Annotated in this window: 15 protein-coding genes, 1 tRNA gene and 1 pseudogene; 2 read left to right on the top strand and 15 right to left on the bottom strand. The window is 62.3% G+C overall.

Translation table 11 applies throughout. The features are described from left to right. Nucleotides 1-21: 21 nt before the first annotated feature. Entirely contained in the window at nt 22-258 is a 237-nt protein-coding gene (locus ACP2WS_RS06190; RefSeq protein WP_426459984.1) for a DUF1289 domain-containing protein, read from the bottom strand. Nucleotides 259-387: 129 nt separating this feature from the next. On the opposite strand from ACP2WS_RS06190, the gene ACP2WS_RS06185 reads away from it, so the two are divergent. Further along, nucleotides 388-463: transfer RNA gene (locus ACP2WS_RS06185), tRNA-Lys, on the top strand. Between the two features lie 113 nt (nt 464-576). Here the strand turns inward: ACP2WS_RS06185 and ACP2WS_RS06180 are convergent. The 7 genes from ACP2WS_RS06180 to ACP2WS_RS06150 form a co-directional block, all read right to left on the bottom strand. Continuing rightward, on the bottom strand, nt 577-1,284 hold the full coding sequence (locus ACP2WS_RS06180) for an HAD family hydrolase (protein ID WP_374494169.1): 708 nt from the start codon (nt 1,282-1,284) through the stop codon (nt 577-579). Then, entirely contained in the window at nt 1,281-1,727 is a 447-nt protein-coding gene (locus ACP2WS_RS06175) for a YchJ family protein (RefSeq protein WP_426459983.1), read from the bottom strand. Before ACP2WS_RS06175 ends, ACP2WS_RS06180 begins: the two co-directional genes overlap by 4 nt. Nucleotides 1,728-1,799: 72 nt before the next feature. Beyond that, on the bottom strand, nt 1,800-2,483 hold the full coding sequence (locus tag ACP2WS_RS06170) for an SDR family oxidoreductase (protein WP_374494165.1): 684 nt from the start codon (nt 2,481-2,483) through the stop codon (nt 1,800-1,802). A 193-nt stretch (nt 2,484-2,676) separates the two neighbouring features. After that, nucleotides 2,677-3,855 (bottom strand): thiolase family protein, encoded by a 1,179-nt coding sequence (locus ACP2WS_RS06165; protein ID WP_426459982.1) that lies wholly within the window; start codon nt 3,853-3,855, stop codon nt 2,677-2,679. Between the two features lies 1 nt (nt 3,856). Further along, on the bottom strand, nt 3,857-5,713 hold the full coding sequence (gene aceK, locus ACP2WS_RS06160) for a bifunctional isocitrate dehydrogenase kinase/phosphatase (RefSeq protein WP_426459981.1): 1,857 nt from the start codon (nt 5,711-5,713) through the stop codon (nt 3,857-3,859). A 132-nt stretch (nt 5,714-5,845) separates the two neighbouring features. Beyond that, nucleotides 5,846-6,529: a carbonate dehydratase gene (can, locus tag ACP2WS_RS06155; protein ID WP_426459979.1), complete on the bottom strand. Its 684-nt coding sequence runs from the start codon at nt 6,527-6,529 to the stop codon at nt 5,846-5,848. Nucleotides 6,530-6,623: 94 nt separating this feature from the next. Then, entirely contained in the window at nt 6,624-7,052 is a 429-nt protein-coding gene (locus tag ACP2WS_RS06150; protein ID WP_426459978.1) for a MerR family transcriptional regulator, read from the bottom strand. 524 nt (nt 7,053-7,576) lie between these two features. On the opposite strand from ACP2WS_RS06150, the gene ACP2WS_RS06145 reads away from it, so the two are divergent. Then, nucleotides 7,577-8,104 (top strand): septal ring lytic transglycosylase RlpA family protein, encoded by a 528-nt coding sequence (locus ACP2WS_RS06145; RefSeq protein ID WP_426459976.1) that lies wholly within the window; start codon nt 7,577-7,579, stop codon nt 8,102-8,104. Between the two features lie 60 nt (nt 8,105-8,164). Here ACP2WS_RS06145 and ACP2WS_RS11405 read toward each other — a convergent pair whose 3' ends face one another. The 7 genes and pseudogenes from ACP2WS_RS11405 to ACP2WS_RS06115 all read right to left on the bottom strand — a co-directional run bounded on the left by ACP2WS_RS11405 (nt 8,165) and on the right by ACP2WS_RS06115 (nt 15,658). Next, entirely contained in the window at nt 8,165-8,524 is a 360-nt protein-coding gene (locus tag ACP2WS_RS11405; RefSeq protein WP_465248521.1) for a M48 family metallopeptidase, read from the bottom strand. A gap of 156 nt (nt 8,525-8,680) precedes the next feature. Then, a pseudogene (locus ACP2WS_RS11400) lies at nt 8,681-8,902 on the bottom strand (YgjP-like metallopeptidase domain-containing protein); the annotation flags it as partial. Nucleotides 8,903-9,102: 200 nt separating this feature from the next. After that, nucleotides 9,103-9,807, bottom strand: a complete 705-nt coding sequence (gene gmhB, locus ACP2WS_RS06135) for a D-glycero-beta-D-manno-heptose 1,7-bisphosphate 7-phosphatase (protein WP_374494155.1) — start codon at nt 9,805-9,807, stop codon at nt 9,103-9,105. 62 nt (nt 9,808-9,869) lie between these two features. Beyond that, nucleotides 9,870-12,047: a glycine--tRNA ligase subunit beta gene (glyS, locus tag ACP2WS_RS06130; RefSeq protein ID WP_426459974.1), complete on the bottom strand. Its 2,178-nt coding sequence runs from the start codon at nt 12,045-12,047 to the stop codon at nt 9,870-9,872. Nucleotides 12,048-12,061: 14 nt separating this feature from the next. Beyond that, on the bottom strand, nt 12,062-12,979 hold the full coding sequence (gene glyQ, locus ACP2WS_RS06125; protein ID WP_426459973.1) for a glycine--tRNA ligase subunit alpha: 918 nt from the start codon (nt 12,977-12,979) through the stop codon (nt 12,062-12,064). Between the two features lie 46 nt (nt 12,980-13,025). Then, entirely contained in the window at nt 13,026-14,657 is a 1,632-nt protein-coding gene (gene lnt, locus ACP2WS_RS06120; protein WP_426459971.1) for an apolipoprotein N-acyltransferase, read from the bottom strand. Between the two features lie 125 nt (nt 14,658-14,782). Next, the gene (locus ACP2WS_RS06115) at nt 14,783-15,658 is read right to left on the bottom strand and encodes an HlyC/CorC family transporter (RefSeq protein ID WP_426460166.1); all 876 of its coding nucleotides are present in this window, start codon (nt 15,656-15,658) and stop codon (nt 14,783-14,785) included. Between the last annotated feature and the right edge of the window lie 149 nt (nt 15,659-15,807).

Below are 15,807 nucleotides of genomic sequence, written 5' to 3'. Positions count from 1 at the left end.
CTCTGTCCGCACAGCGCCCCATCAGCGCAACGGCCCATCAGCCGCCCGCTGCCGAATCGCTGCCCACACGGCCTGCCGCGCGACGGAGTCCATGTCCCTCCACCGCACGATCTCGTCGAGGGTGCGCAAACATCCCTCGCACCGACCAGTCGCCTCGTCGATGCGGCATTTTTTGCGACATGGAGAAGACACCTCGTCCGCAGAGACTCCGGAGGGTACGGTTGTGGCAGCAGAAAGACCAGGCAAGATGGCACTCATAGGGGCATTGTGCCCGGTTCCCCCCTTTTCCTGCCCCGGGCATGCAGGGCCCGCGCACAGGTTTCCGAAAAAATTTTTCGGAAACCTGGCAAACCGGGCTGAAAACGTGCATAATTCATCTCTGTCGCAGGGCTCTTAGCTCAGTTGGTAGAGCAGCGGACTCTTAATCCGTTTGTCGTAGGTTCGATCCCTACAGGGCCCACCAAATACCTGCAAAGCCTGTTTCTTCATCTCGAAGAGACAGGCTTTTCTGTTTCTGACAAAAGCACACGACACAGACACAATGCCGCCCTGCGGGGCGCGGGCGGCACGTCTTCTTCAGCTTCCGGGCAGCTCCGGGCCCAACCCCCTCTTCACCCAGCGGGTCACCTCTGCGAGATCGCGCACCACCCGATGGGCTCCAGCTGCTCGCAGCAGCTCGGGCGTCACCACGGGATTGCCTTCGCAGCAATAGCCCAGCACCTGTGCCCCGGCCGCAACGCCCGCGCGCACGCCGGTGGCCGTATCCTCGATGACCACGCACTGTTCGGGCTGCACTGCCAGGGCCCGCATGGCTGCGCAGTACACGTCGGGATGGGGCTTGCTGCGCGGGAAATCATGGCCACTGAACACCCGCCCCTCGAACGCCGCCCACATGCCGGTCTTTTCCAGCTGGAGCCGGAGCTTGTCCCGGTCGGCTCCCGACACGCAGGCCATGGATCGTCCCAGCGCCGCACGCGCGGCATGCACCAGTTCCGGCGCACCGGCCATGGGCTGCAGATGGGCGCGCAAGGCCACATCCCGACGTGCCCAGAAACGATGCAGCCATTCCACCGTGAAGGGTTTCCCCGTCTCGCGCTCGATGCGAGCCGCCTCGTCACGGGTGGCCTTGCCCACGAACAGGCGCATGCACTCCTCGAGATCCATCGTCCAGCCCAGCTCCTCGAGCATGTCGCGCAGCACGCCCATGGTGAGCGGCTCGCTGTCGACGAGAACGCCATCGCAATCGAACAGCAGGCAGGTCCATGCCTGTCGCGTCATCGTCATGACAGCTCCCCATCCACATAGCTCCACCGCCACACGCCCTGTGCATCGGGCTCGCGCACGAACCGGCTGCGCTCGTGCAGGCGGGAAGCGCGCCCCTGCAGTCGCGAACGGGCCACGAATTCGACCTCCGCATGGCAGGCGTCTGCCACATGCACGTCCCGCACCTCCAGCCCCAGCCAGCGCACGCCGGCTTCACAGGTGAGCGTGGGTGGGCGGGTGTCGGCATGCCAGGTGTGCAGGAGGTAGTCGACATCCTCCCGTACAAACGCGGTATAGCGCGAGCGCATGAGGCTTTCGGCATCCGGAGCCGGTACGTCGGCAAAATGCCCGATGTAGCGCCCACAGCAGGCAGCCCCCGACAGGGGGCGGCCCGTTGCGGCATCGCTTCGGCCGCACGGGCAGGGGCCATCTGGCCAGACAGGAGAGGCAGGATGTTTCTTCATGCCGGGTAGTCTACCCGTGCTCCCATGGCAGGCAGCCGGTCAGGCCAGCGTCTCTGCACCTGCCGCCATGCCTCACCAGCCCTGGTATTCCGTACCGTCGTACCGCACGAATCGTGCATGGGCAGCAGGCGTCAGCGCATCCAGGGTCTGGCGGATGCCGGTGGCGCTGTCCTGCACCGACAGCGGAGCCCGATCCCCGCCCATGTCCGTGCGCACCCATCCCGGATGCACCAGCACCATGGAGACCGTGGGGTAGCTGTGCTGGGCAGACACCACCGCCATATTGAGTGCAGCCTTGCTGACGCGGTACAGCCAGGCATCGCTGCCGCCTGTCTCCGTCATCCGCCCCATGGCACTGGAAATGAAGGCAAAGGTACCGCCCTGACCGGCACGCCCCTGCTCCACTCCCGGCGCCAGCTGGGGAATGATCTGCATGGCTCCGAGCACATTGGCGTGCATGACCCGGTCGAATTCCGGCTGTGTGGGCGGCATGGTGGCATCGGCACGGCTCATCTGTCCGGCCACGTACAGCGCCAGATCGATCGCCACGCTGCCCAGCTGCCAGGCCAGACCGCTTACGCTGGCCGGATCGGACACATCGACCCGCAGGGTCTGTGCCACACCCACGGCAGCCAGCCGCGCCAGGCCCGCCTCGTCGCGCGCCGTGGCAATGACCCGCTCGCCTGCTCGCACATACTGCGCAGCCAATTCCAGACCAATGCCCCTCGAGGCGCCTATCAAGACCACGGTTCCCATGATGCTGTCTCCTTTCGCATGATGCGGCGGCACAGGGCCGGAGAGCAGCTGCTTCCCGGGGCCCTCACCACCCATGCGCCCATTGTGACGGTCTTTGCCTCCCCACAGAAAAGGCTCCTTGCGGAGCCCCTTCAGTTGGCATGTGTCCCGGACGGTCCGGCCTGCAAGACCCGAACCGTCCGAGTGTGGACGCTTACAGCATCTCGACGCACATCGAGACGCCCTCGCCGCCGCCGATGCACAGGGTAGCCAGCCCCTTCTTGAGGCCGCGCTGCTTCATGGCATGCAGCAGGGTGACCAGAATGCGCGCACCGGACGCCCCGATGGGGTGCCCCAGCGCACAGGCGCCGCCATTGACGTTGACCTTGTCATGGGGAATGGAAAGTTCCTTCATCATGGCCATGGGAACCACAGCAAAGGCCTCGTTGATTTCCCACAGTTCCACGTCCTCCACGTTCCAGCCTGCCTTGACCAGTGCCTTCTTGGTCGCGCCGATGGGCGCGGTGGTGAACCACTGGGGCTCATGGGCAAAAGTGCCATGGCTGACGATGCGTGCCAGCGGCTGCAGGCCCAGGTCGCGTGCCTTGCCCTCGGTCATCAGAACCACGGCAGCAGCACCGTCGTTGATGCTGGAGCTGGAGGCGGCCGTCACGGTACCGTCCTTCTTGAAGGCGGGGCGCAGGGTGGTGATCTTCTCGGTCTTGATGCGGCCGGGGCCTTCATCGGTATCGACCACACGTTCGCCCTTGCGTTCCACCACGGTGACAGGAGCGATTTCTTCCTTGAAGGCACCGCTGGCGATCGCTGCCTTGGCGCGTTCCACGCTGGTCACGGCAAACTGATCCTGCATTTCACGGGTGAAGCCGTACTTGGCAGCACAGTCTTCGGCAAACATGCCCATGGCCAGCCCGGTGTAGGCATCTTCCAGGCCGTCGAGCATCATGTGGTCGAAGACCTTGTCGTGCCCGATGCGATAGCCGCCACGCGCCTTCTTGAGCAGATAGGGCGCGTTGGTCATGCTTTCCATGCCGCCCGCCACCATGATGTCCGCATTGCCGGCCGCAATGGTGTCGGCCGCCATCATGATGGACTTCAGCGCAGAACCGCACACCTTGTTGAGGGTCACGGCACCCACGGACTGCGGCAGCCCCGCCTTGATGGTGGCCTGGCGGGCAGGGGCCTGACCCTGACCAGCGGTGAGCACGTTGCCGAAGATCACTTCCTCGACCTGTTCGGGCTGGATGCCGGCCTGGGCCACAGCGGCCTTGATGGCCACGGCGCCCAGCTCGTTGGCGGACACGCCGGCAAAGTCGCTCTGGAAGGCGCCCATGGGGGTGCGCTTGGCAGCGACGATCACGATGGATTCGGACATTTCAATTCTCCTTGGTTGGTGAAGGGACTGCAGAAGGATGAGGATGGGACTGCGGATGGCGCATGAAGCGCTTCTCCTGCTCATAGGGAAACACGTCGAGCACTTCGCCCCGACGGATGCGCTCCTGGTGCGCCTGCCAGAACTGGGGGTCGAGCAGGTCGGCATGGTGCTTCATGAACACCTCCCGCACGGCCGGATTGCCGAGCAGAAACGGACCGAAGGTCTCCGGAAACACATCCTTGGGCCCCACGCTGTACCAGATCTCGCCGCTCAACTCGTCTTCCTCGTGACGCGGCGGCGGCACGCGCCGGAAATGGCAATCGGTCAGGTACTCGATTTCATCGTAGTCATAGAACACGACCTTTCCGTGACGCGTCACCCCGAAGTTCTTCCACAGCATGTCGCCGGGGAAGATGTTGGCGGCCACGAGATCCTTGATCGCATTGCCGTATTCGACGACGGCATGCTCCATCTGGTAGCGGGACTTGGGATTGTCGAGCCCGGCATCGAACGCCTCCTGCAGATAGATGTTGAGCGGAATCATGCGCCGCTCGATGTAGGCATGCTTGATGATCACCTCCAGATGGCCATCGTGGTTGCGGTCCACGATGTCGATCTGGCTGGGCGCGTACTTCTGGATCTCCTCGATGAGCTCCGGCTCGAAGCGCGACATGGGAAAGGCCACATCCCGGTATTCCATGGTGTCAGCCATGCGCCCCACCCGGTCGTGGTAGCGCACGAGCTTGTACTTTTCCTTGATCTGCTCGCGGCTGGTGTCCTTCTGGGGCGGGTAGTAGTCCTTGATGATCTTGAACACATACGGAAAGCTCGGCAGGTCGAACACCAGCATCACCATGCCCTTGATGCCGGGCGCGATGCGGAAGCGGTCCGTGCTGTGCCGCAGGTGAAACAGAAAATCCCGGTAGAACAGGTTCTTGCCCTGCTTGGCCAGCCCCAGGGCGTTGTAGATTTCCCCCTTGGGCAGGCGCGGCATGAGCGTGCGCAGAAACTGGACATAGGCCGAAGGAATCTCCATGTCCACCAGAAAATAGGCCCGCGCAAAACTGAACAGCGCCAGCAGATCGTTTTCGCCGATGAGCACGGCATCGATGTAGAGCTCGCCACGCTCGTTGTAGAGAATCGGCAGGGCAAAGGGCGCCTCGTTGAAGCTGTTGACGATCTTGCCCACCACATACGCCCCCTTGTTGCGGTAGAACAGGTTCGACAGCACCTGAATCTGAAAGTTCGCGCGCAGCTTGCCGCCTCCGATCTGCAGCTTCCACACTTCGACCACCCGTGCCACATCCGACTCCAGATCGGCAAAGGGGGCATGCAGCCCGTAGTCGTTGAGGATGGTCCGCACCACATCCGGGAGATGGTCGGGCTTGGGGTAATAGGCGCGGTAGGACGTCTGCACGTCCGGCCGGATCTCCATGTATTCCGTGCTGATCGCCGGCCGCACGAAGATGAATTCGTTGTGGAAATAGTTTCGGTGCAGGATGTTGGTGGTCACCGAATTGAAGAACGTCTCTGCCAGCTCGGGCTGCAGGTGATCGGCGAGCAGTCCGATGTAGAACAGCTTGACCTGCTGCCATACGGCCATCGACAGATGGCTCGCGTCGAACTCCCGCTCCAGTCGGCGTTCGCACTCGTGCACGCGCAGATCGTAGAACTCGATGCGATCGCGCTGGGCCCGCTGCTGGGCCTGCCAGTCCTGCGTCTCGAACCGGTGCTTGGACCGCGCGGACTCGGCGCGAAACAGCCGATAGTGGCGATTGAACCCGTCCAGCATGGCATGCGCGATATCCAGTGCGCGCGGCTCATCCAGACGCTGGGGAAGCGTGGTGTCAACGATCATGTGGCTCGGTGTGTCGGTGGGCGGAACCGCAGGTCTGGTTCCGCATGAACACAGACCCCTGCGTGCCGCCCGGGCCGCCCCCGCCGGCACGAACCGGGCGGGTGCTGCTGCCGGAACGGCACTGCCTGCACTTTACTCGCAATACTGGCTTTCCCAGCGGGCAATGGCGCGCGTGCGGGCCGCACGGACCTCCTCGGTGCTGCGCACGGTCATGTCCATGTCATGGGCCAGACCATCGCTGATGCCGTAGACCCACCCATGCAGGGTCAGATCCTGCCCGCGCGACCAGGCATCGACCACCACCGTGGTCTGCGACACGCGCACCACCTGCTCGATGGCATTGAGCTCGCACAGCGCATCGAGCTTGCGCTCTTCAGGCACGCGATCCATGCGGTGCTGGTGGCGGTCCAGCACATCGCGCACGTGGCGCAGCCAGTTGTCCACCAGCCCCGCGCGCTGGTTGAACAGCGCCGCCTGCACTCCGCCACAGCCATAGTGCCCCACCACCAGCAGATGCTGGACCTTGAGCTGGTCCACCGCATACTGGATGGTCGACAGACAGTTCAGATCGGAAGGCACCACCACATTGGCCACATTGCGGTGCACGAACACTTCTCCCGGGTCCAGACCCGTGATCTGGTTGGCGGGCACGCGACTGTCCGAGCAGCCGATCCACATGTACCTGGGATTCTGCTGCGCCCGCAGGCTGCTGAAAAAGCCCGGTCGATGACTTTCCACCTGCGCCGCCCAGCGGCGGTTGTTCTCGAACAAGTGCTCCAGCTTGTCCACGGGTGGCTGTTGCTGTGGGTCTGTCATTGAAGTTTCCTTCCTTGCTGTTGTATGGCATGCGCGAAGCACAGACTCCGCCATGCACCATTCCCATGAATCGCATGGGTACGAGTACGCACGGTCACTCCTGCTCCTGTGCGCCAGCCTGCATCTGGCGCCAGGCCTGCCGTGCCTGTTCTTCGTGGGACTCCACCTCCATCAGATTCGCCTGCAGCTCGGCCAGCTGCATCTCCAGACGCAGCCGATGGGTCGCCAATGCCTCCAGATAGGCCCGCATCTGTGCCTCCGTATCCCGCGGGCTGTCATACATCTCGATGATCTGACGGGCTTCGCTCAGACTGAATCCCAGTCGCTTGGCACGCAGAATCAGCTTGAGACGCGCCCGGTCCCGGGGCGAATACACGCGCACCCGTCCCCCCCTCCCCTGCCGCACGGGCTGCAGCAGCCCTACATCCTCGTAGAAGCGGATGGTGCGTGTCGTGAGATCGAACTCCCGGGCCAGATCGCCGATGGAGTAGGTGGCGTTGCGTGAAACCATGTTGTCCGTCATGAGCATCCGAAAAAAGCGCCTTGCCTTGATATGGCAAGGTTGCCTGCTCTCGCAATGCGTGGGGGAATTCGCCACCGCCTTCTGCACACCTGGATGCACAGCACCGATGACTGCCAGAAATCTCTGTGGCCTTCCTGCATCAGGCCACTTGACCATGGCCGAATTGTATGTGCGGACCGACTACCCCTGACGGCAATAGCGCCTCTCTGCCCACCCTCACCGCCTTGAACTGCCCGGTTCCGTACCTGTCCCGACGCACGCTCCGCGCACCCAGTACACGACTCCAACCGGGCCGATCGGGGCTTTCCATATAACCAAACGTCGTCAAGGGGTCAAAAACTTGCCATATTCTGGCGATAGCGTTATGCTCACCAGCCATGAAGAAGCCTCATTTCATCTCCTTTCGAGCGTATGGCGCGCAGATGGGAACGGGTCTGGCCCTGTGCCTGGCCGTGTTTTCATCTCCCGCCCACGCAGGGACGAAAGCCACTTCTGCTGCCCAGCAGACAGCGGTGTCCCAAGGCATGAATGCCGCCCCCCCATCCTCCTCCACGGCATCTCCCACGGCTGATGCACAGGACGGAGTGTTCTCCAACAGCATGTCGAGCCAGCGCGCCAAGCGCCGCACTGCCCGTCAGGTGGCACACAGCGGAGCCACTGCTCCCTCGCTGTCCACCCCCACGGAACTGCGGATCGCCCATGCCGATGCCTCCTCCTTCCAGCAGGGGTCTGCCTCCTGGTACGGCGACCAGTTCCACAATCGCCGCACCGCCAATGGCGAGCGCTATGACATGCATGCACTGACCGCTGCACACAAGACCCTGCCATTCGGCACGCTGGTTCGCGTGGTCAGCCCCACCACCGGCAAGTCGGTCGTGGTGCGCATCAACGACCGGGGTCCCTATGTCAAGGGGCGCGTCATTGATCTGAGCCGTGCGGCAGCCGAGCGTCTCGGCGTGCATGGACATGGGGTCTACAAGGTCGTGCTGTACCGAGCCACCCGCGGCGACCAGAAGGCACAGCAGCTGGCCCTGAAGGACGACGACGAATAAATTCCCCTTTCTCTTTTCCTGAGTGGCGGATCATTCCCGCGCAATCGTCGGCTGTTGCCCCTACCAGGGTGACAGCCGTTTTTGCTTCAGGCGCTGCCGCCGATCGCGAAAATCGGGCAACACAGACTCCACGAGAGCCCAGAAGCGCGGACTGTGGTTCATCTCGTGCAAGTGGCAGAGTTCATGCACCACCACATAGTCGATGAGTGCCGGCTCGCACTCCATCAGCCGCCAGTGCAGATGGATCACGCCCCGCACACTGGCACTGCCCCAGCGGGTGCGCGCATTGCTCAGCCGAAGCGCCCGATACTCCACCCCGACACGCGGCGCAAAATGATCCATGCGTGCAGCAAACCATTCCAGTGCCCGCTCCTGGTACCACTGCATGACAAGATGCTGGATCTGTCCCGTTGTGGACATGAGCTCTCCATCCCACTGGAGATGCAGCTCGTCACGCCAATGACCTCCCGCCCGCTCCAGTCTCTCCGCCGGCACGTGCTGCACCGCATGCCGGGCCCTGCGGTTGCGACCCGGGACACACCCTTGCACCACAGGAAGAACACCTTCCCAGGCCGGTGAAGCGGCAGCATGCACTCGCAGCACCATCTCGCGTCCCAGGTAAGGCAAGAGGCTGCCATCCTCCCACTGCATCTGCTTCGGCATCTCCGCAGAACGTGTCTGCACCTCATGGAGGTGCTTCAGTATCCAGCGTGCCCTGGATTGCAGCCCTGCCTCGACATCCGAAAGGGCGAGCCGCGAAGGGACCGTGACCTGCAGCCCCTCCTCTGAAATCCGCATGCCGATGGACCGCCGCGCCGAACGCCGCAGCAGGTATGCCACAGCCTCGCCGTCCAGCACCACCCTATGCGTGGCCTGCGGATGCTGAAAGACAGAACGCTCCATCATGCCATCCGTGCGTCACAGGCCCTGCAGACCCTGCCGTGTCCGCTTCCGCCTCATGACGCACGCGCGGCAGCGTATCCCGTTCACCGGAAAGCTCACGATGCAGTTCCATGCCCGGAATGAGGCGACGGGCCTGCCTGCGGTGCAGACCCCATCGAGAGATCCCCATCGCTGGCGCGTTCTTCTGCCTCTTCCCTGCGGCGGCGTGCAGACTCTTCTTTCTGCCGCTCCTCCTGTGCAAGCAGATGGCGCGCAAAATCCATCAGATCCCGATGCACCTGCACATGCGGAGGAAACTCTGCATCCAACGGCTGATCCAGCCAGCGTGCACCTTCCCCGGTACAGACCAGGTGAGGCACACATCCGGCCGCCACCGCCGCCTGCACATCCCGCAGTGCATCCCCCACGGCATGCACTGCGGACAGTTCCACTCCATAGCAGTGGCCGATTTCTTCGAGCAGTCCGGGAGCGGGCTTGTGGCAATGGCATCCCTCCTCCGGCAAATGGGGACAGAAGAAGATCGCATCGACCCGCGCCCCCGCTGCAGCCAATTGCCGATGCATGACGGCATTGATGGCATTGAGCGAAGCCATGTCCATCACACCGCGACCAATGGCCGGCTGGTTCGTGGCCATCACCACATGCCAGCCTGCGCGGTTGAGCAGTGCCACCGCCTCCAGGGCACCTGGCACCGGCACCCACTCCTCGGGCGACTTGATGTAACCCTCGCGGTATTCGCAGAGCGTGCCATCGCGATCGATGACCACGAGCTTGAAATTGGTCTTGTGGGGACGGGCCATGGCCACACTCCAGGGAACAAAGAAGGGCCGAAGGAGGGCAGAACGGACGACAGGCAGCCGACCTAGACGGCCAGCTGCGCCAGTTCTGCCACGCGATTCATGGCCTGATGCAACACATGGAGCAGAGCCTGCCGGTTGAGCCGCAGATCGTCCTCCTCGGCGTTGACCATCACGTCATCGAAAAAGGCATCCACAGGTCCCCGCAGCGCAGCCAGCGTCTGCAGCGAGGCCGTGTAGCTCCCCGCCTCGAACTGCGCATCGGCTTCAGGCAGCACCTGCTGCATGGCAGCCTGCAGATCCTTTTCAGCCTGCTCGCGCAGCAGGGCGGTGCTGACATGGGCATCGGCCAGCTGCTCGGCATTGCCTGCCTTCTTCAGGATGTTGCCGATGCGCTTGTTGGCAGCAGCCAGAGCGCCTGCCTCGGGCAGCGCCACAAAGGCCCGAACCGCTTCGAGCCGTGCCGGAATTTCACGCCACATCGGGTGCACCGACAGCACAGCCTCGACCTCGCGTGCCGCAAATCCCTGTTCCCGCAGGTAGCCCGCAAGCCGCTCATCGATGAAGTGCAGCAGCTGCCGATTGCTGGCTGGCGCATCAGGCAACAGGGCACCGAAGCTGGCCGCTGCCGATGCCACCAGCGCACCGAGATCCACAGGCATCTGCTTCTCGATGAGAATCCGCACGACTCCCAGCGCATGGCGCCTCAGGGCAAAGGGATCCTTCTCGCCTGTCGGCACATTGCCGATGCCGAACATGCCCACCAGGGTTTCCAGCTTGTCGGCCAGGGCCAGCACGGAACCGGTATGGTTGCGCGGCAGGGCATCCCCAGCGAAGCGGGGCTTGTAATGGTCTTCGATGGCAATGGCCACGCCGTCGCGCAAGCCCTCATGCCGCGCGTAGTAGTTGCCCATGATGCCCTGCAGCTCCGGGAACTCGCCCACCATATCGGTCAGCAGATCGGTCTTGGCCAGGCGTGCGGCCTGCTGCGCCTTGCTGTCGAGCACATCGAACTCGTCCTTGGCCTCGACCCCATAGGGGTACTGTGCCAGTCGCAGCTGCTCCACCACTGCATGCGCAATCTCTCGCACGCGTTCGCTGCGTTCGGCCTGAGTGCCCAGCTTGTTGTGGTACACCACCTTCGCCAATCCGGGAATGCGCTCCTCCAGCTTCTTCTTGCGATCCTGATCGAAGAAGAACTTGGCATCGGCCAGGCGGGGACGCACCACCCGCTCGTTTCCACCGATCACCGCGGACGGATCATCCGGGCTGATGTTGCTGACCACCAGAAAACGATTCGTCAGCTTGCCCTGCGCATCCAGCAGGGGAAAATACTTCTGGTTCGCCTTCATCGTGAGAATCAGACACTCCTGCGGCACCTGGAGATATTCCTTCTCGAATTCGCACACCAGCACCTTGGGCCGCTCCACCAGGGCAGTCACCTCGTCGAGCAAGGCGCCGTCACTGATCGGGCTGCATCCTCCGCCAACGCGGGCAGCTGCCAGCTCCAGCTGGCTGGCGATGTCGGCGCGCCGCTCCTCGAAGCCCGCAATCACGGCCCCCTGCTCACGCAGAGTCCGCGCATAGCTGTCGGCATCCTCGATCACCACCGGGTCCCCCCGCGCCTCGAAGCGATGTCCATGCGTAGTGCGCCCCGCATGCAGCCCCAGCACAGACACCGGCACCACCGCACTTCCATGCAGAGCCACCAGCCCATGGGCCGGTCGCACGAACTGCACGCTGCTCCATCCGGGAAGCGCGCATTCCGATTCGAGCTGATAGGTCATGACCTTGGGAATGGGCAACTTGCCAAGCGCCTCATCGAGCGCCTTCTGCAAGCCCTCATCCAGCGCCACGCCATCGCGCACCGCATCCAGGAACAGAGCCTCGGCCTTTCCATCCACACGCCGGATCAGATGCGGCACCACGTTCGCATCTGCCCCCAGCGCGGCCAGCTTCTTGAGCAGTGCGGGAGTCGCCTGCCCCTCGGCATTGAGCCCCACGCTCACGGGCATCAGCTTGTGCTGCACGGCCCGATCCTCGGCCTTGGCCGCCACATGGGTGATGTGGGCAGCGAGACGACGCGGACTGGCATAGGCGGTCGTCACCGAATCCGGTGCCGTCAACCCCTGCACCTGCAAAGACGCTGTCAGTCCTGCCGCAAAAGCGTCTCCCAGTTTTTGGAGTGCCTTGGGCGGCAGCTCTTCCACGAAAAGTTCGACGAGAAGGTTTTCTGTAGTCATGTTGATGTTTTTCCTCAAGCGGCCTTCTTGTCCTGTTTCTGTTCCATCGCTGCAATCCACTCGCGTGGCGCCATGGGGAATCCCAACCGTTCACGGCTTTCGTAGTAGCTCTGCGCCACACTCCGTGCCAGATTGCGAATCCGCCCGATATAGGCAGCACGCTCGGTCACACTGATCGCCCCGCGTGCATCCAGCAAATTGAACGTATGGGCCGCCTTGAGCACCTGCTCGTAGGCGGGAAGCGCCAGCTGCTTGTCCATGAGGAACTGGGCCTCCTTCTCGTGGGCAGCAAACGCCTGAAACAGAAAGTCCACGTCGCTGTACTCGAAGTTGTAGGTACTCTGCTCCACTTCGTTCTGGTGGTAGACATCGCCGTAGGTCAGCCCCTCGGTCCACTGCAGCTTGTAGACGTTGTCGACCCCCTGCAGATACATTGCCAGACGTTCCAGTCCATAGGTGATCTCGCCCGTGGCCGGATGACAGTCGATCCCTCCCACCTGCTGGAAGTACGTGAACTGCGTCACCTCCATGCCATTGAGCCAGACCTCCCATCCCAAGCCCCAGGCCCCGAGCGTAGGATTCTCCCAGTCGTCCTCCACGAACCGGATATCGTTTTTCTTCAAATCGAATCCCAGGGCCTCCAGGCTTCCCAGATACAGCTCCAGAATGTTGGACGGCGCCGGTTTCAGCACCACCTGAAACTGATAGTAGTGCTGCAGCCGATTCGGATTCTCGCCATAGCGCCCATCCTTGGGCCGACGGCTGGGCTGCACATAGGCAGCCTTCCACGGCTCAGGGCCAATGGCGCGCAGGAACGTGGCCGTATGGCTGGTCCCTGCGCCCACCTCCATGTCATAGGGTTGCAGCAACGCGCAGCCCTGGGCATCCCAGTATTGCTGCAGCTTGAGAATGATTTGTTGGAAAGTCAGCATGAATCTTTTCTGAATCGCTCCACCCATGGAGCATCATGGATCGATTTTAGCGGCGCCGATCCTCAAGCGACTTCCCGGAAGGCACTCGCACCGAGAAACATCTGGTCTGCCACACGCATGCCAGACAGACCAGAATGGCCAACACCCACAGCGGCATCAGTCCCCAGCGGGAAACCCACCAGGCATAGGGCGTAATCCCTGTACGCCCGCGCACCTCTCCCTCCAGCACACCGCGGGTCAGTCTTGGCAGCCCCTGGATCACCGTGCCGTCCGGGGCAATGATCGCCGTGGCTCCCGTATTCGTGGCACGCACCATCGGCCGATCCAGCTCAAGAGCACGCATGCGGCTGATGTTGCGGTGCTGATCAATGGCGATCGTGTCCCCGAACCAAGCAATATTGCTGAGATTCACCAGCAGCGTGGGCGCCTGCGCCCCATCCACGAAGGCTGCAGCCAACTCTTCGCCAAAGAGATCCTCATAGCACACGTTCGGCTGGATACGTTCCCCATGCCACGCCAAGCCTGGCTGCGGCAGAGCACCTCGACGGAAATCCCCCAGCGGGATGTGCATCATGTCCACGAACCACCTGAACCCCCAGGGCACGAACTCCCCAAAAGGCACCAGATGATGCTTGGCATAGCCATACACCTGATCTGGCACAGGAGGCAGTTCCAGAGGCAATGCCTGTCCCGATCCCTTCGAGACCGCCCCTCCCGGAGCCATGCCCAATACCGCATTGGCATAGCCCTGCCCCTGCACAGCAACCGGCATCCCGATCAGTGCAGCCTGCTGTCCTGTCGCAAAGCGCTTGTTCAATGCCTGCCAATAGGCCTGCGGCAGATATTGAGGCAGCAGGGGCAAGGCAGTTTCCGGTGTCACCACCAGATCGCCCTTCGCCAGATCCAGCTGTTGTCCATACCACTGCAGAGACAGCAGAATCCCGGAAGCCTGCTGGAACTTCTGATCCTGCGACACATTCCCCTGCAACAGAGTCACCCGCAGCGGCCTCCCCACTACCTCCGTCCCACCTCTCCACGCCAGGCCCGCCACCCCCCCAAAAAGGGGCACCAACATCCAGGCAAGCAGCATATGCACCACCGCGCCCTCACGCTTTCGCACTCCGCTCCGTCGCAAGGTGGTGTGCCGCAACAAGCCCCATCGCACAGTGCAGCCTATCCCTGCAGCCCACAAGGCGGCAGCCCAACCCACCCCATAGACACCAATCCATGGCACCATGCCCTTGAGAGGTCCCGTCAGGTGGGCGTATCCCGAAGCCCCCCATGGAAAACCGGTAAACCACTCCGCTCGGCAGAGTTCAGCAAGCGTCCAGAATGCCGCAAAGCCCATGATGCGCCCCGCTGCCCCCCATGCCGATGCCCATCCCCGGTACAGTGCCGCTGCTAGCCCGTAGAACACAGCTACTGCGGACGCCAGCAGCGCCACGGCCAGACCCGCCAGCCACGAAGGCAATCCTCCGTAGGCATGCATCGAGACATAGAGCCACCAGAAACTGCCCAGGAGCCAGCAGCAGCCAAACCACCATCCCATGGCAAACCCACGCCATGCGCGTCTCTGGTCATCCACCTGCGCATCCGATGGCGTCAACAGCACGAACAGACCCGCCAAAGACAGCACCTGCAGCCACCAGCTGTTCTGCCCACTCCATGGCAATGCCACGCTCCATGCCTGCAGAATCCCCAGACATGCCAAGCATCCCCCTGTGATTCCCTGACGCCAGGCACCCCCTGTGCCGTGCCCAACCTCACACTCTGTATGATCGGCCACAGCAAATCCCGCGCCACTCATTCTGTCTTCACTGCAGGAGTCACCTTGAACCAGCGCACCGCACCTGCCTGTGTATGCAGTGCCATGAAGTTCAATCCCTGCAACGTGATCACTTCCCCTCTACGAGGCACATGCCCGAGTTCATGTGCGACAAGCCCACCTATCGTGTCGAAGGCGTTCTCATCCTCTGTATCCTCCGGAGCCAGCTTCACATCGAAATACTCATCCAAGCGTTCGATCGGAGTGTCGCCGCTGATGCGATAGCTGCCATCCACGAGGTTGTAGATATCCCCCTCGTCGTCATCGTCATCGTCAAACTCATCCTCGATTTCTCCGACGATTTCTTCCAGGACATCCTCAATCGTGATCAAACCCGCTACCCGACCAAATTCATCAATCACGATGGCCAGATGATTTCTCTTGGCACGGAACTCCCGCAGCAGATCATTGAGTGCCTTGCTCTCCGGCACAAACACAGGGGGGCGCAGCAATGCTCTGATGTTGAGCTCCGGCGCACGCTGCAGCTTGAGCAAATCCTTGGCCATCAGCACACCCACGATGTTGGCCTTTTCGCCGTCGTATACAGGAAAGCGGGAGTGCCCTGTCTCAATCACAGAAGCAAGAAGCGCATCGTACTCGCTGTCGATATCGAGCAGATCCATGCGCTTGGACGGGACCATCACATCGGTCACCGTCATCTGTGAAATGCGGATCACACCCTCCAGCATTGCACGGCTGTCTGGCGCAATCACCTGATTTTGTTCGGCCTGGGAAAGGGTGTTGTAAAGTTCTTCTCGAGAATCTGGCCCTGGATGCAGAAACTCGACTATTTTCTGCATCAGGCTTCGCTTGTCTTCACTTCCCGCTGCAGGGGAAGGGGTTGGATCGCTCACGGAGGACAGGCACCGAAGTGCATTGGTTGCAATCCTGTGAGCATACACAAAAAGCCCATTGGATTCATCACTTTTTGCAGATGCATTGCCCCCTGAACTGTTCGAACACCCCGGCAGAAGGTGCGGAACACCGAACCGCAAAAGCACAA

This window comes from Brachymonas moutaii (nom. illeg.), from assembly GCF_049977365.1.
In the GTDB taxonomy this organism is placed as follows: domain Bacteria; phylum Pseudomonadota; class Gammaproteobacteria; order Burkholderiales; family Burkholderiaceae_C; genus Brachymonas.
Note: the sequence above shows the minus strand (reverse complement) of the source record. Positions and strands in the feature narration are given on the sequence as shown.

What these genes read in the sequence shown, in the direction of transcription:
- can (WP_426459979.1), bottom strand. Translation starts at nt 6,529, where the DNA reads ATGACAGACCCACAGCAACAGCCACCCGTGGACAAGCTGGAGCACTTG.
- ACP2WS_RS06175 (WP_426459983.1), bottom strand. Translation starts at nt 1,727, where the DNA reads ATGAAGAAACATCCTGCCTCTCCTGTCTGGCCAGATGGCCCCTGCCCG.
- ACP2WS_RS06145 (WP_426459976.1), top strand. Translation starts at nt 7,577, where the DNA reads ATGAATGCCGCCCCCCCATCCTCCTCCACGGCATCTCCCACGGCTGAT.
- glyQ (WP_426459973.1), bottom strand. Translation starts at nt 12,979, where the DNA reads ATGCTGACTTTCCAACAAATCATTCTCAAGCTGCAGCAATACTGGGAT.
- ACP2WS_RS11405 (WP_465248521.1), bottom strand. Translation starts at nt 8,524, where the DNA reads ATGTCCACAACGGGACAGATCCAGCATCTTGTCATGCAGTGGTACCAG.
- ACP2WS_RS06170 (WP_374494165.1), bottom strand. Translation starts at nt 2,483, where the DNA reads ATGGGAACCGTGGTCTTGATAGGCGCCTCGAGGGGCATTGGTCTGGAA.
- ACP2WS_RS06150 (WP_426459978.1), bottom strand. Translation starts at nt 7,052, where the DNA reads ATGACGGACAACATGGTTTCACGCAACGCCACCTACTCCATCGGCGAT.
- ACP2WS_RS06180 (WP_374494169.1), bottom strand. Translation starts at nt 1,284, where the DNA reads ATGACGATGACGCGACAGGCATGGACCTGCCTGCTGTTCGATTGCGAT.
- glyS (WP_426459974.1), bottom strand. Translation starts at nt 12,047, where the DNA reads ATGACTACAGAAAACCTTCTCGTCGAACTTTTCGTGGAAGAGCTGCCG.
- gmhB (WP_374494155.1), bottom strand. Translation starts at nt 9,807, where the DNA reads ATGGCCCGTCCCCACAAGACCAATTTCAAGCTCGTGGTCATCGATCGC.
- aceK (WP_426459981.1), bottom strand. Translation starts at nt 5,713, where the DNA reads ATGATCGTTGACACCACGCTTCCCCAGCGTCTGGATGAGCCGCGCGCA.
- ACP2WS_RS06190 (WP_426459984.1), bottom strand. Translation starts at nt 258, where the DNA reads ATGAGTGCCATCTTGCCTGGTCTTTCTGCTGCCACAACCGTACCCTCC.
- ACP2WS_RS06165 (WP_426459982.1), bottom strand. Translation starts at nt 3,855, where the DNA reads ATGTCCGAATCCATCGTGATCGTCGCTGCCAAGCGCACCCCCATGGGC.